The organism is Pseudomonas sp. EU05-FHT14B02 (assembly GCF_058791055.1).
In genome coordinates, this window is the sequence record NZ_JBYTDD010000009.1 from 49,019 (window position 1) to 66,261 (window position 17,243).

The following is a 17,243-nucleotide window of genomic DNA, read 5'->3' on the forward strand; positions in this document are numbered from 1 at the left end:
GGACCATGCAAACTCGTGACGACATTTTCAATACCCTGCGCGATGCCTTGGTCGAGCTTTTCGAGCTGGACCCTGAGCGTGTGAGCCTGGAATCCAACCTGTATCAGGACCTGGAAATCGACAGCATCGACGCGGTCGACCTGATCGATCACATCAAACGTCAGACCGGCAAGAAAATCGCCGCCGAAGAATTCAAATCGGTGCGTACCGTCAGTGACGTGGTCGAGGCGGTCTACCGTCTGGTTCAACCCGCCGCATGAATCGACTGATTGGCCTCGGCCTGCTGCTGGCAGGCCTTTTGTATCCCTTTGCGGTGTATTTCGGCATGGAGCATTTCGCCCCGTGGCAGTTCGGGCTGCTGCTGGGCGGGCTGTGGCTGGCCCGGGCGCTGACCGGCAAACGACGGCCTGGCAGCCTGTGGATGGCCACGGTGGCCATTGTGTTCTGCCTGTTGCTGGCACTGTTCGACAGCCCGGCGCTATTGCGTTGGTATCCGGTGTTGATCAGCAGCTTCATGTTGGTGCTGTTCGGATCGAGCCTGACATTCGGCCCTCCGATCGTTGAACGCCTGGCCCGGGTACGCGAGCCGCAATTGCCGGCCGAGGGCATTCGCTATACCCGTCAGGTGACCATCGCCTGGAGCGTTTTTTTTCTTTGCAACGGTTTGTGTGCCGCCGCCCTGACCCTCTGGGCGCCGCTGAGCTGGTGGACGTTGTACACCGGTCTGATTTCCTACGGATTGATAGGCCTGATGTTTGCCATTGAATGGCTCATACGAATAAGGGTACGAGGCCACCCATGAATTGGATAAAACTTGAGCACCTGCTGCTCAAGGCTCAGCCGGAGCGCGCCGTAACCACTGCTCCGGCACTGGATCACGCCCGACTGTGCGAACAGGCGCTGCGCCTGGCCGCCGGCCTGCAAGCCCGGGGTGTCCGGCAGATGGCCGTGCACCTTGAGGATGCCGCCGACCTGGCGATTGCCCTGTTCGGCGCCTGGCGTGCCGGGGTCAGTGTGCTGCTGCCGTCCGACCTGCAACCGCAGACCCGCCAACGCTGGTCAGGTGATGTTGATCTGTGGCTGAGCGATCAGCCCGACGATGCGCACCTTGGCGACCTCCAACAGCCGCCGCTTAGTGCTGCCGCGCTGGACCTGGATAACTGCCGACTCAGCCTGTGCACATCCGGCTCCAGCGGCGAACCCAAGCGCATCGAAAAAAACCTGCGCCAACTGGCCAATGAAGTCGAAGCCCTGGAACAGCTGTGGGGCGCGGACCTGGGCCCGGCGTGCATCATTGGCAGCGTCGCCACCCAGCACATCTACGGCCTGCTGTTTCGGGTGCTTTGGCCACTGTGCGCCGGGCGCCCGTTCCTGCGTCGGCAGTTAGCCTTTCCGGAAGACCTGCAACGCGCCAGCCGCGAATACCCGGCCTTCACCTGGGTGGCCAGCCCGGCGCTGCTCAAGCGCATGGGCGACAACCTCGACTGGCCGGCCTTGAGCGCCGTACGCCGGGTGTTTTCCTCCGGCGGCGCATTGCCGGTCGAGGCCGCACAGAGCCTGCATGAGCGTCTGGGGCAATGGCCAACGGAAATCTTCGGCAGCTCGGAAACCGGCGGCATTGCCTGGCGTCAGGGCGATGAACTCTGGCGGCCGTTTGCCAATGTCACGCTGACTCAAGACAGTGATGGGGCGCTGTTGATCGCTTCGCCCTACTTGCCTGACGGCCATGTCGAACAAACTGCCGATTCAGCGCGCATCGCTGCCGATGGTCGTTTCGAATTGCTCGGACGACTGGACCGGATCGTCAAACTGGAAGAAAAACGCATCTCGCTGCCGATGCTGGAACAGGCGCTGATGGCCCATGAATGGGTCGTCGAAGCTCGACTCGGCGTCGTTCAGGAAAAACGCGCCTCCCTCGGGGCGTTGCTGGTGCTGAGCGAGGCCGGTTTGCATGTGCTGCGCAATAACGGTCGACGCAGCCTTACCGAGCAATTGCGCCAGCACCTGAGCCAACACTGCGAAGCCCTGGCCCTGCCAAGACGCTGGCGCCTGCTACGACAACTGCCACTGAACGCTCAGGGCAAACGGCCCCAGGCCGACGTCGACGCCCTGCTGTTGGCGCCGCGCCCCAAAGCGCCCGAGGTGCTGGAGCAAGTCGAAAGCAATGGCGAGTGGAGCCTGCAACTGGCCGTGCCACCGGACCTGGCCTATTTCAGCGGTCATTTCCCCAAGGCGCCGGTGTTGCCTGGCGTGGTGCAGGTGGACTGGGCGCTGAGCCTGGGCCGGCAACTGATGAACCTGCCGAAAAAATTCGCCGGCATGGAAGTCTTGAAGTTCCAGCAACTGGTGCGCCCGGGCGACGAAATCCAGCTGCACCTGCGCTACGACCCGGCGCGCGGCAAATTGTATTTCGCCTATCGCAACGAAACCGCCACCTGTTCAAGCGGGCGGATCTTGCTGGAGGCGGAGCATGCATAGCCCCTGCGCCGTCGTCCCCGTGTACAACCACGAAAGCGCCATCACCACGGTGGTCGATGCCCTGATCGCCAGCAACCTGCCGTGCATTCTGGTGGACGATGCCAGCAGCCCGTCCTGCGCCCGGGTGCTGGATCGCCTGGCCCAGCGTGAAATGGTTTATCTGATCCGCCTGGCCGAAAACCAGGGCAAGGGTGGCGCGGTCATGACCGGTTTGCGCGAAGCTTCGCGCCTGGGTTTCAGCCATGCCTTGCAGGTGGATGCCGATGGCCAGCACGATTTGCAGGACGTCAGACGCTTCATCGAACAATCACGCCGCCACCCACAGGCGGTGATTTGCGGCTATCCGCAATATGACGCCAGCGTGCCGAAAGGCCGTTTGTATGCGCGCTACCTGACTCACGTCATGGTCTGGATCAACACCCTGTCATTGCAGATTCGCGACTCCATGTGCGGTTTCCGGGTTTACCCATTGCCGCCGGTCCTGGCGGTGATCGAGTCAGCGAAAATCGGCAAGCGCATGGACTTCGACTCGGACATTCTGGTGCGCCTGGCCTGGCGCAATCAGCCGATGCAATGGCTGCAAACCAAAGTCCATTACCCGCTGGACGGCGTTTCGCATTTCCGGATGATCCACGACAACGTGCTGATTTCCTGCATGCACACGCGGCTGTTCTTCGGCATGTTGCTGCGCGCGCCAGTGATCCTCTGGCGACGGTGGCGGGCATGAGTTCAGACAAGCAGCATTGGGCCGACCGCGAAGAACGGGGCAGTTTCTGGCTGATGAAGCTCACCGCGTTCGGTGCCAAAGTGTTGGGCCGTCGAGTACTGAGCCCAGTGTTGTACGGCATCGTGTTGTACTTTTTCCTGTTCGGCCGCAGCGCCCGACACAGCGCCTGGCAATACCAGCAACACCTGGCCGACTGGAGCGGTCGCAGCGAATTGCGCCCGAGCCACTGGCGAGTGTTCGGCCAGTTCATGGCTTTCGCCGATTCCATGCTCGACAAACTCGACGTCTGGAACGGCAAGCTGAGCATCGAACAGATCGAAATCGTCGACCCGGCGCTGCTGCGCGACCAGTTGCGCGGCGCCCGCGGGCAGATGCTGGTGGGCGCGCACCTGGGCAATCTGGAAGTCTGCCGCGCACTGGCGGAGCTCGGCGAAAAGGTCACGATGAACGTGCTGGTACATACCAAGCACGCCGAACAGTTCAACCGTTTGCTGGGCGAAGCCGGGGCGACCAATTTGCGCCTGATCCAGGTCAGCGAACTGGACCCCGGGATCATGCTGCAACTGAGCGAACGCCTGGAGCGCGGCGAGTGGCTGGCAATCGCCGGCGACCGCGTGCCGCTGCATGGCGGGCGCTGCGTGAGCGTGGACTTCCTCGGTCATCCGGCCAGGTTCCCCCAGGGCCCGTGGCTGCTGGCCGGCCTGCTGAAATGCCCGGTCAACCTGCTGCTGTGCCTGAAAAAGCCCGACGGCGACTATCGACTGACCATTGAACCCTTCGCTGAGGCAATCACCTGGAAGCGCAGCGACCGCGAACAGGTCATTCATCAGTGGGCCTCCCGCTACGCCGAACGCTTGGGTCACTATTGCCTCGAAGCGCCCCAACAATGGTTCAACTTTTACCCTTTCTGGAAGACCGATGACGACGCCAACGCTTGAGCCGGTAACCTTCGGCGAACGCCCTTTGCGCATTGAAGATGTGCTGGCACTGGCCAACCGCAAGGTGCCGACGCTGTTGCAAAGCGACCCTGCCTACCGCGAGCGCATCGCCAAGGGCGCGCGTTTTCTGGACTCTCTGCTGGACAAGGAAGGCGTGATCTACGGCGTAACCACCGGCTATGGCGATTCCTGCGTGGTCGCGGTGCCGCTGCATCACGTCGAGGCGCTGCCCCGTCACCTGTACACCTTCCACGGCTGCGGTCTGGGCAAACTGCTCGACGCCCAAGCCACCCGCGCGGTACTGGCGGCGCGCTTGCAGTCATTGTGCCACGGTGTTTCCGGGGTGCGCGTGGAGCTGCTGGAGCGCCTGCAGGCGTTCCTTGAACACGACATCCTGCCGCTGATTCCGGAGGAAGGTTCGGTGGGCGCCAGTGGTGACCTGACGCCGCTTTCGTACGTTGCCGCCACGCTGTCCGGCGAACGCGAGGTGATGTTCCGCGGCGAGCGCCGGCAGGCTGCCGATGTGCACCGCGAACTCGGCTGGCAGCCACTGGTTTTGCGTCCAAAAGAAGCCCTGGCGCTGATGAACGGCACCGCGGTGATGACCGGTCTGGCCTGCCTGGCGTACGCCCGCGCCGATTACCTGCTGCATCTGGCCACGCGCATCACCGCGCTGAACGTGGTCGCCCTGCAAGGCAACCCGGAGCACTTCGACGAGCGCCTGTTCGCGACCAAGCCACACCCAGGGCAGATGCAGGTCGCCGCGTGGTTGCGCAAAGACCTGGCCATCGACGCGCCGACCGCGCCACTGCATCGCCTGCAAGACCGTTATTCCCTGCGCTGCGCGCCCCATGTGCTGGGCGTACTGGCAGACAGCCTGAACTGGCTGCGCTCGTTCATCGAGATCGAGCTCAACAGCGCCAACGACAACCCGATCATCGACGCCGAGGCCGAGCGCGTGCTGCACGGTGGGCACTTCTACGGCGGGCACATCGCGTTCGCCATGGACAGCCTGAAAAACCTCGTGGCCAACGTCGCCGACCTGCTGGATCGGCAACTCGCGCTGCTGGTGGACGAGCGCTACAACCATGGCTTGCCGAGCAACCTGTCGGGCGCCACGGCCGACCGCGCCATGCTCAACCACGGCTTCAAGGCGGTGCAAATCGGCACCAGCGCCTGGACCGCCGAAGCGCTGAAGAACACCATGCCGGCCAGCGTCTTCTCGCGCTCCACCGAATGCCACAACCAGGACAAAGTGAGCATGGGCACCATCGCCGCCCGGGATGCGATCCGCGTGCTGGAACTCACCGAACAGGTGGCGGCCGCTACACTGCTGGCGGCCAATCAGGGCGTCTGGCTGCGCGGCCAGGCCGAAGATGCACGCCCCCTGCCACCCGCGTTGGCCACCATGCATGAAGCCTTGGCCAAGGACTTCCCACCGGTCATCGAAGACCGCGCACTGGAAGGCGAATTGCGCCTGTGCCTGCAACGCATCGCCGAACAACACTGGAGGCTGCATGCGTAGCAAGGGATTTCTCTACACCGACACGGAAATCGTCGTACCGTTCTTTGACGTCGACAGCATGCACGTTGTCTGGCACGGCCATTACGTCAAATACCTGGAAGTCGCCCGCTGTGCGCTGCTGGACAAGATCGGCCACAACTACACGGCGATGAACGAATCCGGCTATGCGTGGCCGGTGATCGACCTGCAATTGCGCTACGTGCGCGGCGCGGTGTTCGGTCAGAAGCTCAACGTGCGCGCCAACCTGGTGGAGTGGGAGAACCGCTTGAAGATCAACTACCTGATCAGCGACCTGCAAACCGGTGAGCGTCTGACCCGGGCCATGTCGGTGCAGGTCGCCGTCGACATTGCCAGCCGCGAGATGCAACTGGCCTCGCCGAAGGTCTTTACCGATGCTGTCGAGAAGGCCTTGCCATGATGTTCTGCCATCCCCGTTCCCCTGTAGGAGCGAGCCTGCTCGCGATGGTCGTTAACGATAACGCCGGGTATCTGACACCCCGTGGCGCTCTCAGGTTTTTCGCGAGCAAGCTCGCTCCTACAGTGTTCTGCGTGCTACTGGGTATTCCTGGACTGGCCCATGCCTTCGATCTGCAACAGCTCAGCGATCAACTGGCCAGACCCGAGGTGATCCACGGCAATTTCATCCAGGAAAAACACCTGCGCGCCCTGCCCCAGCCGCTGACCAGCAAGGGCACGTTCGTGCTGGCAAAAAACCACGGCCTGTTATGGCTGTTGAAAACGCCCTTGCAACAGGACTACCGCATCACCGCCAAAGGCATTGCCCGACGTGACGGCAGTGTTTGGCAAATGCTGCCGGGCAAAAGCGCCGGTGCCGAGCAGAACCGTTTGTTCCTCGCTGTGCTGCAAGGCGATAGCAGTGGCCTGCAACGGGATTTCGAGCTGTCCCTGAGCGGCGACGCGCAGAACTGGAAGCTCACGCTGCTGCCACGCTCGATGCTGCTCAAGCAGGTGTTCAACCAGATCAACATTACCGGCGCGGAACTGGTACACAGCATCGAACTGCTCGAGACCCAGGGCGACAGCACGTTGTTGCGCATGCAGGACAGCACCAGCACCCAACCGTTGAGCGACGCGGAGCAGCATGACTTTGCCGAGTGAACGGTGGTTGCCACGGCTGTTTCTGATCCTGCTGCTGGCAGTACTGGCGCTCGCCGGCTGGCAATGGCGTGACGGCGCGCCGCTGTCGGCCAACCTGATGGATCTGGTGCCCGGCACAACGCCCGATGCCCTGGAACTGCGCGCCGAACAACGCATGCAAGAACCGCTGAACCGCGAAATGCTGGTGCTGGTCGGCCACAGCGATCGCCAGCAGGCCGTCGCCATGGCGCAGACACTCGGCGAGCAATGGCAGGCCAGCGGCTTGTTCGAAAAGGTCCAGTGGACCCTGCAAGCCGACTTGCCGGCGCTGCGCACGCAGTTGCTGCAAGGTCGCCTGGCGATGCTCCAGGCGGCGGACCGACAACTTCTGATCGAGCACCCCGACACCTTTATCCAGCAGCGGGTGCAGGCGTTGTTCGACCCGTTCAACGGTTACAGCCTGGTACCGAGCCAGGACGACTGGCTGGGCCTGACCGGGCGCATCCAGAACAGCCAGCCGCAACGTGGTTCGGTGCAACTGGACATCGGCAGCGGCGCCCTGGTCGCCGATGCCGATGGCAAGAGCTGGGTGCTGCTGCGCGCGCGCACCACCGGCAACGCCTTCGACATGAACCTGCCGCTGCAAGTGGCCGACCTGCTCAAGCACAGCCGCGAAGAAGCCGCCCGGCACGACGTGCAACTGCTCGCCGCCAGCGGCCTGTTGTACGCAGCCAGTGGGCAGCAGCAGGCCGCCCGGGAGATGACCTGGGTCGGCGGCGGTGCCACCGTGGGGATTTTGTTGCTGCTGCTGTTGGCCTTCCGGCGCTGGCGCGTTTTGCTGGCCTTCGTGCCGGTGCTGGTGGGCATGCTCTTCGGTGCGGTGGCCTGCGTGGCGTTGTTCGGCCATATGCACGTGATGACCCTGGTGCTGGGTTCGAGCCTGATTGGTGTCGCGGTCGACTACCCCCTGCATTACCTGTCCAAGAGCTGGAGCCTGAAACCCTGGCGCAGCTGGCCAGCCCTGCGCCTGACCCTGCCCGGCTTGACCCTGAGCCTGATCACCAGCGGCATCGGTTACCTGGCCCTGGCCTGGACACCCTTCCCGGCGCTGACCCAGATTGCCGCGTTCTCTGCCGCAGGGTTGCTCGGCGCCTATTTGTCCGCCGTGTGCCTGCTGCCCGCATTGCTCAAGGGCGTAGACCTGCGCCCGGCGCACTGGCCATTGCGCGTTTGCGAGTTTTTGCTGGGGTGTCGTGAAGCGCTGCTCAAACAGCTGAAAACGCCAGTCTTGCTGGCGCTGCTGGTCGCCTTTTGCGTGGGCGGCCTGTTGCAGCTGAGCAGCAAAAACGACATCCGCCAGTGGATCAGCGCACCGCAACAATTGACCGACGAAGCCCAGGCCATTGCCCGAATCACCGGCTATCAACCCACCAGCCAGTTCTTCCTGATACGCGCCGCCAATCAGCAGCAACTGCTCGAACGCCAGACCGCTCTGAGAGAACGACTGGATCAATTGACAGGCCTGGAAAAGCTCCAGGGTTATCTGTCGCTCAATCAACTGGTCAGCCCGCCGAACGAACAGCAACAGGTACGCGCAGCGTTGAGCAAACTGTCTTCGTTCTGGCAACCCTTGCTCGAAATCGGCGTACCGGTCGAGGCGCTGCAAGCCGAGCTGACGAAGCTTCAGGCATTGCCGACCGTGGACATCGAAGCAGCGCTCAGCGGCCCGTTGGCAGAACCCTACCGGGCCCTGTGGCTGGGGCCGACCGAAGACGGCGTGGCGGCAATGGTCAGCCTGCAAGGCATCAACAACACGGCCCTACTGCGGCTCCAGGGCGAGGATCTACCCGGCGTGACACTGGTGGATCGACTGGGTGAGCTGAACAACGTCTTCGCGGCCACTCAAATCAGTGCCGCGGAACTGAAACTCGCCTCCTGCGTGTTGATCGTGCTGGTGCTGATCCTGCCATTCGGCCTCGGCGGTGCGTTGCGCATCGTGTCCCTGCCCCTGCTGGCGGCGTTGTGCAGCCTGGCCAGCCTCGGCTGGCTGGGGCAGCCGTTGACCCTGTTCAGCCTGTTCGGCCTGCTGCTGGTGACAGCGATCAGCGTCGACTACGCGATCCTGATGCGCGAACAGGTCGGCGGCGCAGCCGTGAGCCTGCTGGGCACCCTACTGGCGGCGTTGACCACCTGGCTGTCGTTCGGCCTGCTGGCGGTATCGAGCACCCCGGCGGTGAGCAACTTCGGACTGTCGGTGAGCCTGGGCCTGATCTTCAGCTTCCTGCTCGCACCGTGGGCTGGTCGCCAGGTGCATCAGCCCACGGCCGTGGAGCGGGCAACATGATGGTCGTTCTGTTCTGGGCGATGGCACTGGTGTTGTTTGCCTTGGCGACCCGTGTCGGCCGGCATTTCGGCCTGATTCCCATCGTCAGCCAGTTGTTGCTGGCGACCCTCGGCTTGCCGCTGTTGATGTATTTCTGGATCGAGCCCCAATGGCAATTGAGCGGTGCGCAGCTGGTGTCGCCGGGCTGGCTGAAGAACCTCTACAGCCTGAGCTTTGCCCTGTTGCTGGGCTACATCCTCAGCGATGTGATCGACCTGCAACTGGATCGCCAAAGCCTGAAAATCGCCCTGCCCAGCTTTTGCATTCCGTTTGCCTGCGGCCTGGCCACGGCCGTCTGGTGGTTGCCGCCGCAACCGTGGATCAGCTCGCTGGCCGTCGGCCTGTTGTTCGCCATCACCGCGATTCCGGTGTTGTACCTGTACCTGCGGCACATCGATTACCCGCCCACCGCCACCCGGCGACTGGTGCAAACCGCGATCCTCATCGACCTCACCTGCTGGACCCTGTTCGGTATCGCCCAGGGCAGCCTGCACCTGAGCAGCCTGTTGCTGCCCCTGGCCGGCGCGTGCCTCCCGGTGCTGCTGCGGCTGCTGGGCCTGCGCCAGACGTGGCTCTACAGCCTGAGCTTTTTCGCCCTGCTGGTCGTCGCCGAACACTTCAAGCTCAATGCGCTGATTTTCGGCATCGGCTATGTATTGATCATGGCCGCGCTGAAAGCCCCACTGGTCCTGCCGTTGCCGGCCATGTGGATGAGCCGCTTGCAGACGTACATCGCCATCCCGCTGATCCTCACGTTCGGCATCGTGCAGATCAACGTGCACAGCGCGATGGACAGCCTCGGCTGGATGCAACTGGTCGCCCTGCTGCTGTTGCCGATGCTGAGCAAACTGCTGGGCAACTGGCTCGGCCTCGGCTGGGCCGGGGCCTCGTTCCAGGGTGCCAGCCGCTGGCGGGAAAGTGTGCTGCTGAACATCCGTGGCTTGAGCGAGATCGTTTTTCTCAACCTGCTGCTGCAACAGCAACTCATCAGCCCGCCGCTGTACTTTGCCCTGATGCTGATGGGCCTGATCGCTACACTGCTGCCAGCCCTGACCGGCATGCATCGTATCCCCCTGAAAGCCGCTGTCCCCGCAAGGAGCCCCCATGCCAACCATTGAGATGGAATGCCGCCAGGTCGTGATCATCGGCGCCGGTCCTTCCGGCGCCATCGCCGCGGCATTGCTCAAGCGCAAGGGACACGATGTGCTGGTGATCGAGCGGCAGCATTTTCCACGGTTTTCCATCGGTGAAAGCCTGTTGTCCCATTGCCTGGATTTCGTCGAAGAAGCGGGCATGCTCGACGCCGTCAACGCCGCCGGCTTCCAGCTGAAAACCGGTGCCGCGTTTGCCTGGGGCGAGCGCTACAGCGCCTTCGATTTCGGCGAAACGTTCAGCCACGGCAAATCGACGACGTTTCAGGTTCAGCGCGCCGATTTCGATAAGCTGCTGGCCGATCAGGCCGCGCTGCAAGGCGTGGAGATCCGCTATGGCGAAACCATCGTCAGCGTCGACATCGCCCCGGGAAAACCGCAGCTCGGCGTACGCCGCGAAGACGGTAGCGAGTACCGCGTGGAGGCAGATTTCCTGCTCGATGCCAGTGGATACGGCCGCGTGCTGCCGCGCTTGCTCGACCTCGAGGCGCCGTCGAACTTCCCGGTGCGTCAGGCCGTGTTCACTCACGTCGAAGACCGTATCGACCTCCCGGCCTTCGACCGCAGCAAGATCCTGGTGACCACTCATCCGACCCAGCGCGACGTGTGGTTCTGGACCATCCCGTTCAGCAACGGGCGCTGTTCGGTCGGCGTGGTCGCCGCAGAGGAGCGTTTCGCAGGCCGCAGCGACAATCTGGACGAGTGCCTGCGCGGCTTTATCGCCGAGACGCCAAGCCTGGCCCGCGTGTTGCAAAATGCGCAGTGGGACACCGCGGCCCGAACCATCGGCGGTTACTCGGCCAACGTCAAAACCCTGCACGGCCCGGGCTTCGCGCTGCTGGGCAATGCCGCGGAATTCCTCGACCCGGTGTTTTCCTCCGGCGTGACCATCGCCATGCGTTCGGCGAGCATGGCGGCCGGGGTATTGCACCGTCAGCTGCAAGGCGAAGCCGTCGACTGGCAAACCGAGTTCGCCGAACCGCTCAAGCGCGGCGTCGACACGTTCCGCTGCTATGTCGAAGGCTGGTACGCGGGGACATTCCAGGACGTGATTTTCCATGAGAGCAGTTCACCGGAAATCCGCGGAATGATCAGCTCCATTCTTGCCGGATATGCCTGGGACCGACGCAATCCGTTCGTCAGCGAAGCCAGGCGCCGGTTGAAGGCGATTTCGGAGTTCTGTGCAAGGGATGCGTCATGAACTACTTGAGCGACAACTACGTCGAAGAAACCCGTTTCGGTTTGTGGTTCCTGCGCAGCCAGATCTGGCAACACTATGTGCTGCGGTTGGCGATCAACGACTTGCACAACCTGTTCAGCGAAGCGCTGCCTGTCAACCCGGTGCTGCTGGATGCCGGTTGCGGCCAGGGCAAGTCATTCCCGCTGCTGCGCCAAGCCTTTGCGCCCGGTCGTCTGATTGGCGTCGATGCTGATCCACAAAGCCTGATCCAGAGCCGCGAAGAAGCGGCCCGCCAGGGCATGGAAGTGGAGTTGATCGGCGGCGACTGCGCCAGCCTGAACCTGCCGGAAGCCAGTATCGATCTGCTGTTCTGTCACCAGACCTTCCATCATCTGGTGGAACAGGAAGAGGCACTGGCCGAGTTCTACCGCGTACTCAAACCCGGCGGTTATCTGCTGTTCGCCGAATCCACTGAGGCTTACATTGATACTTGGGTGATCCGTTGGTTGTTTCGCCACCCCATGCACGTGCAGAAAAGCGCTGCGCAGTACCTGCAAATGATTCGCCAGCAGGGCTTCGAATTTACCGCGCAAAACGTGTCTTATCCGTATCTGTGGTGGAGTCGCGCCAAGGATTTCGGACTGCTCGAATACTTGGGTTTGTGCAAGCCAAAACCCTTTGGCCAACGGGAAGAAACCCTGGTCAATGTGGTGGCGCGCAAACCTTTTGAAGGAACTGTGTGATGTTCATTGCCAACCGCTTGAAACACCAAACCTGTGGGAGCGAGCTCGCTCCCACAGGGGTAACCGGTGTTATGCGATGTCTGTTGCTTGCCGTAGCCCTGCTTTTGAGCGCCTGCGCCGGCCGGGCGCCGCTGCCCGAGCACAATCCGGATCTGCCGTTGCCGCTGCAACTGCACATCCAGCTCTTGCAGCCCGACGACCGCCAGGACTGGGTGCTGGTGATCCAGCGTGAAGAGACGGGTATTCGCTGGTCGATGATGGACCTGTTGGGCATTCCCCAGGCCCGCCAGAAATTGATCGATAAAACCTGGGAGTCCGATGGTTTCCTGCCGCCCAATCCGCAAGCCCGGGAACTGTTCGCGGCGCTGCTATTTGCGCTGACGCCGCAAGAAGAACTGGCGGCCAACTATCCCGGTGCCTGGCAGTACGGCAGACAACGGTCCCTGCCCGAGCGCTGGGACATTCGCTACGCACAACCGCAGAATTTTGAATTGAAGCTACCGCACGGTCCGAGCTATCAGGTCACGCCCCTGAGCGGTGAAACGCCATGACGGCTTACCTCAATGCCCTCGGAGTGGTCTGCGCGTTGGGCCGCGACAAGCAGGAAGTTGCCCGCAACCTGTTTGCCGGCGACTGCGGCGGCATGCGCGAACAAACCGGGTGGGTGCCGCAACGCACGCTGCCGGTCGGTGCGGTCCTGGGCAAACTGGCAAGCATTCCGGCCGACATGTCGCGCCATCACAGTCGCAACAATCAGTTGTTGCTGGAGGCCACGCTGCAAATTCGCGCGGACATCGACAGCGCGATCCAGACCTACGGTCGCGACCGCATCGGTGTCGTCCTGGGCACCAGCACCTCGGGTATCGACGAGGCCAGCCAGGGCCTGGCGCAGTACCTGCGTGAAAAGCAGTTCCCTGCCGAGTACGACTATCAGCAACAGGAACTCGGGGCGCCGGCGAACTTCCTCGCCGAGTGGCTGCAATTGAGCGGGCCGACCTATGTCATTTCCACGGCCTGCACCTCCAGCGCGCGGGCCTTGATGAGCGCCCAGCGCCTGTTGGACCTGGGCATGTGCGACGCGGTGCTGTGTGGCGGTGTCGACACCTTGTGCAAGCTGACACTCAACGGTTTCTCGGCGCTCGAAGCGGTCTCGGAACAACGCTGCAATCCGTTTTCGGTGAACCGCAATGGCATCAACATTGGCGAAGCGGCAGTGTTGTTCCTGATGACCAGACGTGCAGCCGACAGCCAGGCGATTGCCTTGCTCGGCAGCGGCGCAAGTTCCGATGCCCATCACATCTCCGCCCCGGAGCCGAGCGGCCGTGGCGCCCTGCAAGCAATGCAAAAAGCCTTGGGCCGCGCCAACCTGCAACCGGAGCAGATCGCTTATTTGAACCTGCACGGCACCGCCACCCAGCACAACGACGCCATGGAAAGCCAGGCCGTGGCGACCCTGTTCCCGGCTGGCGTACCCTGTTCGTCGAGCAAACCCATGACCGGTCACACCCTCGGTGCCGCCGGGGCGCTGGAGGCGGCGTTCTGCTGGTTGAGCCTGAGCCCGGACAATCGCGAGCATGCCCTGCCGCCCCACGTCTGGGACGGACAGCCCGATCCCGAATTGCCGCCGCTGCAATGGGTGACCCCGACCACTCGCCTGACGTCCATTGCACCCCGCTACCTGATGAGCAATTCCTTTGCCTTCGGTGGCAACAACGTCAGCCTGATTATCGGAGACGCCCCATGATTGACTGGCCGATCGCCGAACTGCTGCCCCACGCGGGTGACATGATTCTTATCGATCAGATCCTGGCGTTCGATGAAGAGCAGATTCACACGCGCCTGACCGTCAAACCCGATGGCCTGTTCAATCTCCCCGACGGCAGCCTGCCGGCCTGGGTCGGCATCGAACTGATGGCCCAGAGCGTGGCCGCCTTCGCCGGTTGCCATGCGCGCCAGCGCGGTGATGAGGTGGAATTGGGCTTCCTGCTCGGCAGCCGAAAATTCGAATGCAACGTCGAAAGTTTTCCGGCCGGCACCGAGTTGACCATCCACGGTATTCGCTCCCTGGAAGACGATAACGGCATGGGCGTGTTCGAATGCCACATCAACGCCCCCGGCATTCACGTTACCGCCCGTCTGAATGTGTTCCGCCCACCCCAGGCCGCTCAATATCTCCATGAACCCGAAGGAGTCCAGTGATGACTGAATCCGTACTGGTCACCGGTTCCAGCCGTGGCATCGGCCGCGCCATCGCCTTGCGCCTGGCCCAGGCCGGGCACGACATCGTGTTGCATTGCCGCAGCGGCCTGGCCGACGCCGAAGCCGTCAAGGCCGAAGTCGAGGCCTTGGGCCGTCGTGCGCGCATCCTGCAGTTCGACGTGGCCGACCGCGCCCGCTGCAAGGAAATTCTCGAAGCCGACGTGGAAACCCATGGCGCCTATTACGGTGTGGTACTCAATGCCGGCCTGACCCGCGACGGTGCCTTTCCCGCCCTTAGCGAGGAGGATTGGGATGTGGTGATGCGCACCAATCTCGACGGTTTCTACAACGTGCTGCACCCGGTGATGATGCCGATGATCCGTCGTCGCGCCGCCGGGCGGATTGTCTGCATCACCTCGGTGTCGGGACTGATCGGCAACCGTGGCCAGGTCAACTACAGTGCCTCCAAGGCCGGCTTGATCGGCGCGGCCAAGGCATTGGCGATTGAGTTGGGCAAGCGCAAAATCACCGTTAACTGTGTCGCACCCGGCCTGATCGACACAGCCATGCTCGACGAAAACGTGCCGGTGGAAGAACTGATGAAAATGATCCCCGCACAACGCATGGGCACCCCTGAAGAGGTGGCCGGCGCTGTGAATTTCCTGATGTCGGCGGAAGCCTCGTACATCACCCGGCAGGTTCTGGCCGTCAACGGAGGCCTGTGCTGATGAAGCGCGTCGTCGTCACCGGCATGGCCGGTATCACCTCACTGGGCAGCGACTGGGACACCATCGCCGGTAATTTCGCGGCCAACCGCAGCGGCATCCGCCGGATGGACGAGTGGGATCGTTTTACCGAACTCAACACACGCCTGGCTGGCCCCATCGATGACTTCCAGGTGCCGAGCCACTGGACCCGCAAGCAACTGCGCAGCATGGGCCGGGTTTCGCGGCTTGCCGTGGGTGCGGCGGAGATGGCGCTGGCCGATGCCGGCCTGCTGGGCGACGAATCGATCAAGGACGGGCGCATGGGCGTCGCCTGCGGCTCCTCCACCGGCAGCACCGACGAGATCAAGGCGTTCGGCAACATGCTGCTCAACTCAGTGGCCGAAGGCCTGAACGCCAATTCCTACGTGCGGATGATGCCGCACACCACCGCGGCCAATATCAGCATCTTCTTCGGCCTCACCGGTCGCTTGATCCCGACGTCCAGCGCCTGCACCAGCGGCAGCCAGGGCATCGGCTATGCCTACGAGGCGATCAAGTTCGGGCGCCTGCCGCTGATGCTCGCCGGCGGTGCCGAAGAACTGTGCCCGACCGAAGCCATGGTCTTCGACGCGCTCTACGCCACCAGCCTGAAAAACGACACCCCACAACGCAGCCCGCGCCCTTACGACACTGCACGCGATGGCCTGGTGATTGGCGAAGGCGGCGGTATGCTGGTGCTCGAGGAACTGGAACACGCCTTGGCCCGTGGCGCTCGCATCCATGCCGAAGTCGTCGGTTTCGGCAGCAACGCCGACGGCCAGCACACCACCCGTCCCGAACAAATCACCATGCGCCGGGCCATGGAATTGGCCCTGGAGGACGCCGGGCTGGAACCTTCGGACATCGGCTACGTCAACGGCCACGGCACCGCCACCGAACAGGGCGACATCGCCGAAACCCTGGCCACCAGCAGCCTGTTCGGCGAACACATGCCGATCAGTTCGCAAAAGAGCTTCCTCGGCCACACCCTAGGCGCCTGCGGTGCGCTGGAGTCCTGGTTCAGCATCGAAATGATGAACCGCGACCTCTACGCCCACACCTTCAACCTCGACGAAGTCGACCCGCACTGCGGCAAGCTCGATTACCTGCGCGGCGAGTTTCGGCAGATGAGCAACCAGTACGTGATGAACAACAACTTTGCGTTTGGCGGAGTGAATACATCGCTGATTTTCAAACGCTGGCCGTAACCTGAAATATTCCCCCTGTAGGAGCGAGCCTGCTCGCGAAAAACGTCCGGGCAACGCGTTCATTCAGGCTGCCCGCATTATCGTTGACGTCCATCGCGAGCAGGCTCGCTCCTACAAGTGGTCTCGCCGCCCCGGACGGTCACGGTGGATCAAGGTTATCCAACACCCGATTCACCGCCAGCTCCCCCAACATGATCGACTGCTGAATCCCCAACAGAGTGTGGCCCTGCGATCCCTTCAGGTCTCTGGCGAAGTCACTGGCCATAGCATTGGCTGACGCCAGCGACACGCAGGCGTATTCCAGCAGGGTGTGGTTGTCGATATCGGGGGCGATGAGGAAGATCGTGCCGGGTTGGCGTGGCGCGTCCGGGTCGGTGTCCGGTGACTTTGGCATATTGGTCATGATTCAGCGTCCTGAAAGTGGCGGCCACACCGAATCACGACGGATCAAAAGGGTGGCAGCTGTACGCAGGTTAGCAGACCGGGCCACGACGAAGCCGGCGCGCCCGAAGGCGCCCTGCGCACAGCCACCGTCAAGGGCAGGTATGGGCATACCTGCCTATCAGGAGCGCAAATGCGCTTCATCATGGACACGGGCTGCTAAACCCGATCACTGACCATCAGTGACGCGAATCAAGTTAGCGATGGCCCTCGAAGCGCACAAGCCGGCGGATTCTGGAGTAGTTGTAGGCCGCGCCGCAAGGCGCTGTAGCCTGTCCGGGATAGTTCAGAAATGTCCCACAAGCAGCAGCGAAAACTCTGACCTGTAGGAGCGAGCCTGCTCGCGATGGTCGATAACGATGACGCGGGGTTCCTGGGTACACGCTGCGTCCGTTGGTCTATCGCGAGCAAGCTCGCTCCTACAGG

General features: G+C 62.7%; 18 protein-coding genes. 17 read left to right on the forward strand and 1 reads right to left on the reverse strand.

Annotated elements, in window-relative coordinates; translation table 11 throughout:
• The first annotated feature begins 5 nt into the window (after positions 1-5).
• The 17 genes from AC3WTM_RS10805 to AC3WTM_RS10885 are packed head-to-tail and all read left to right on the forward strand — an operon-like array spanning position 6 to position 16,376.
• A complete protein-coding gene (locus AC3WTM_RS10805) occupies positions 6-260 on the forward strand; it encodes an acyl carrier protein (protein WP_007992314.1) in 255 nt (84 codons plus the stop codon).
• Positions 257-802, forward strand: a complete 546-nt coding sequence (locus AC3WTM_RS10810; RefSeq protein WP_090452738.1) for a COG4648 family protein — start codon at positions 257-259, stop codon at positions 800-802. Before AC3WTM_RS10805 ends, AC3WTM_RS10810 begins: the two co-directional genes overlap by 4 nt.
• Positions 799-2,478, forward strand: a complete 1,680-nt coding sequence (locus AC3WTM_RS10815; protein ID WP_102671126.1) for an acyl-CoA synthetase family protein — start codon at positions 799-801, stop codon at positions 2,476-2,478. The genes AC3WTM_RS10810 and AC3WTM_RS10815 overlap by 4 nt, the downstream gene beginning before the upstream one ends.
• Entirely contained in the window at positions 2,471-3,205 is a 735-nt protein-coding gene (locus AC3WTM_RS10820; protein ID WP_102671127.1) for a glycosyltransferase family 2 protein, read from the forward strand. The genes AC3WTM_RS10815 and AC3WTM_RS10820 overlap by 8 nt, the downstream gene beginning before the upstream one ends.
• Complete coding sequence (locus AC3WTM_RS10825; protein WP_102671128.1) at positions 3,202-4,143, forward strand: lysophospholipid acyltransferase family protein; 942 nt, start codon at positions 3,202-3,204, stop codon at positions 4,141-4,143. The genes AC3WTM_RS10820 and AC3WTM_RS10825 overlap by 4 nt, the downstream gene beginning before the upstream one ends.
• Positions 4,124-5,668 carry an HAL/PAL/TAL family ammonia-lyase gene (locus tag AC3WTM_RS10830; RefSeq protein ID WP_102671129.1) on the forward strand — a complete coding sequence of 515 codons (1,545 nt, stop codon included), beginning with the start codon at positions 4,124-4,126 and terminating at the stop codon, positions 5,666-5,668. Before AC3WTM_RS10825 ends, AC3WTM_RS10830 begins: the two co-directional genes overlap by 20 nt.
• Complete coding sequence (locus tag AC3WTM_RS10835) at positions 5,661-6,086, forward strand: acyl-CoA thioesterase (RefSeq protein WP_057712319.1); 426 nt, start codon at positions 5,661-5,663, stop codon at positions 6,084-6,086. The genes AC3WTM_RS10830 and AC3WTM_RS10835 overlap by 8 nt, the downstream gene beginning before the upstream one ends.
• Positions 6,083-6,787 (forward strand): outer membrane lipoprotein carrier protein LolA, encoded by a 705-nt coding sequence (locus AC3WTM_RS10840; RefSeq protein ID WP_102671130.1) that lies wholly within the window; start codon positions 6,083-6,085, stop codon positions 6,785-6,787. Before AC3WTM_RS10835 ends, AC3WTM_RS10840 begins: the two co-directional genes overlap by 4 nt.
• The gene (locus tag AC3WTM_RS10845) at positions 6,771-9,110 is read left to right on the forward strand and encodes an MMPL family transporter (RefSeq protein ID WP_102671131.1); all 2,340 of its coding nucleotides are present in this window, start codon (positions 6,771-6,773) and stop codon (positions 9,108-9,110) included. Before AC3WTM_RS10840 ends, AC3WTM_RS10845 begins: the two co-directional genes overlap by 17 nt.
• Positions 9,107-10,267, forward strand: a complete 1,161-nt coding sequence (locus AC3WTM_RS10850) for a sodium:proton antiporter (protein ID WP_102671132.1) — start codon at positions 9,107-9,109, stop codon at positions 10,265-10,267. The genes AC3WTM_RS10845 and AC3WTM_RS10850 overlap by 4 nt, the downstream gene beginning before the upstream one ends.
• Positions 10,254-11,501: an NAD(P)/FAD-dependent oxidoreductase gene (locus tag AC3WTM_RS10855; protein ID WP_102671133.1), complete on the forward strand. Its 1,248-nt coding sequence runs from the start codon at positions 10,254-10,256 to the stop codon at positions 11,499-11,501. Before AC3WTM_RS10850 ends, AC3WTM_RS10855 begins: the two co-directional genes overlap by 14 nt.
• Entirely contained in the window at positions 11,498-12,223 is a 726-nt protein-coding gene (locus AC3WTM_RS10860; RefSeq protein WP_102671134.1) for a class I SAM-dependent methyltransferase, read from the forward strand. Before AC3WTM_RS10855 ends, AC3WTM_RS10860 begins: the two co-directional genes overlap by 4 nt.
• Positions 12,223-12,774 (forward strand): hypothetical protein, encoded by a 552-nt coding sequence (locus AC3WTM_RS10865; RefSeq protein ID WP_102671135.1) that lies wholly within the window; start codon positions 12,223-12,225, stop codon positions 12,772-12,774. The genes AC3WTM_RS10860 and AC3WTM_RS10865 overlap by 1 nt, the downstream gene beginning before the upstream one ends.
• Positions 12,771-13,967: a beta-ketoacyl-[acyl-carrier-protein] synthase family protein gene (locus tag AC3WTM_RS10870; RefSeq protein WP_102671136.1), complete on the forward strand. Its 1,197-nt coding sequence runs from the start codon at positions 12,771-12,773 to the stop codon at positions 13,965-13,967. Before AC3WTM_RS10865 ends, AC3WTM_RS10870 begins: the two co-directional genes overlap by 4 nt.
• Positions 13,964-14,422: a hotdog family protein gene (locus AC3WTM_RS10875; RefSeq protein ID WP_057712326.1), complete on the forward strand. Its 459-nt coding sequence runs from the start codon at positions 13,964-13,966 to the stop codon at positions 14,420-14,422. The genes AC3WTM_RS10870 and AC3WTM_RS10875 overlap by 4 nt, the downstream gene beginning before the upstream one ends.
• Positions 14,422-15,150 carry a 3-oxoacyl-ACP reductase FabG gene (fabG, locus tag AC3WTM_RS10880; protein WP_102671137.1) on the forward strand — a complete coding sequence of 243 codons (729 nt, stop codon included), beginning with the start codon at positions 14,422-14,424 and terminating at the stop codon, positions 15,148-15,150. The genes AC3WTM_RS10875 and fabG overlap by 1 nt, the downstream gene beginning before the upstream one ends.
• Positions 15,150-16,376 (forward strand): beta-ketoacyl-ACP synthase, encoded by a 1,227-nt coding sequence (locus AC3WTM_RS10885; protein ID WP_102671138.1) that lies wholly within the window; start codon positions 15,150-15,152, stop codon positions 16,374-16,376. Before fabG ends, AC3WTM_RS10885 begins: the two co-directional genes overlap by 1 nt.
• 139 nt (positions 16,377-16,515) lie before the next feature.
• Here the strand turns inward: AC3WTM_RS10885 and AC3WTM_RS10890 are convergent, their stop codons facing one another.
• Positions 16,516-16,779: a DUF6124 family protein gene (locus AC3WTM_RS10890; RefSeq protein ID WP_102671139.1), complete on the reverse strand. Its 264-nt coding sequence runs from the start codon at positions 16,777-16,779 to the stop codon at positions 16,516-16,518.
• Positions 16,780-17,243 lie beyond the last annotated feature (464 nt).

Excerpts from the sequence above, each read along its gene's own strand:
- AC3WTM_RS10805 (WP_007992314.1), top strand. The coding sequence starts at position 6 with ATGCAAACTCGTGACGACATTTTCAATACCCTGCGCGATGCCTTGGTC.
- AC3WTM_RS10810 (WP_090452738.1), top strand. The coding sequence starts at position 257 with ATGAATCGACTGATTGGCCTCGGCCTGCTGCTGGCAGGCCTTTTGTAT.
- AC3WTM_RS10815 (WP_102671126.1), top strand. The coding sequence starts at position 799 with ATGAATTGGATAAAACTTGAGCACCTGCTGCTCAAGGCTCAGCCGGAG.
- AC3WTM_RS10820 (WP_102671127.1), top strand. The coding sequence starts at position 2,471 with ATGCATAGCCCCTGCGCCGTCGTCCCCGTGTACAACCACGAAAGCGCC.
- AC3WTM_RS10825 (WP_102671128.1), top strand. The coding sequence starts at position 3,202 with ATGAGTTCAGACAAGCAGCATTGGGCCGACCGCGAAGAACGGGGCAGT.
- AC3WTM_RS10830 (WP_102671129.1), top strand. The coding sequence starts at position 4,124 with ATGACGACGCCAACGCTTGAGCCGGTAACCTTCGGCGAACGCCCTTTG.
- AC3WTM_RS10835 (WP_057712319.1), top strand. The coding sequence starts at position 5,661 with ATGCGTAGCAAGGGATTTCTCTACACCGACACGGAAATCGTCGTACCG.
- AC3WTM_RS10840 (WP_102671130.1), top strand. The coding sequence starts at position 6,083 with ATGATGTTCTGCCATCCCCGTTCCCCTGTAGGAGCGAGCCTGCTCGCG.
- AC3WTM_RS10845 (WP_102671131.1), top strand. The coding sequence starts at position 6,771 with ATGACTTTGCCGAGTGAACGGTGGTTGCCACGGCTGTTTCTGATCCTG.
- AC3WTM_RS10850 (WP_102671132.1), top strand. The coding sequence starts at position 9,107 with ATGATGGTCGTTCTGTTCTGGGCGATGGCACTGGTGTTGTTTGCCTTG.
- AC3WTM_RS10855 (WP_102671133.1), top strand. The coding sequence starts at position 10,254 with ATGCCAACCATTGAGATGGAATGCCGCCAGGTCGTGATCATCGGCGCC.
- AC3WTM_RS10860 (WP_102671134.1), top strand. The coding sequence starts at position 11,498 with ATGAACTACTTGAGCGACAACTACGTCGAAGAAACCCGTTTCGGTTTG.
- AC3WTM_RS10865 (WP_102671135.1), top strand. The coding sequence starts at position 12,223 with ATGTTCATTGCCAACCGCTTGAAACACCAAACCTGTGGGAGCGAGCTC.
- AC3WTM_RS10870 (WP_102671136.1), top strand. The coding sequence starts at position 12,771 with ATGACGGCTTACCTCAATGCCCTCGGAGTGGTCTGCGCGTTGGGCCGC.
- AC3WTM_RS10875 (WP_057712326.1), top strand. The coding sequence starts at position 13,964 with ATGATTGACTGGCCGATCGCCGAACTGCTGCCCCACGCGGGTGACATG.
- fabG (WP_102671137.1), top strand. The coding sequence starts at position 14,422 with ATGACTGAATCCGTACTGGTCACCGGTTCCAGCCGTGGCATCGGCCGC.
- AC3WTM_RS10885 (WP_102671138.1), top strand. The coding sequence starts at position 15,150 with ATGAAGCGCGTCGTCGTCACCGGCATGGCCGGTATCACCTCACTGGGC.
- AC3WTM_RS10890 (WP_102671139.1), bottom strand. The coding sequence starts at position 16,779 with ATGACCAATATGCCAAAGTCACCGGACACCGACCCGGACGCGCCACGC.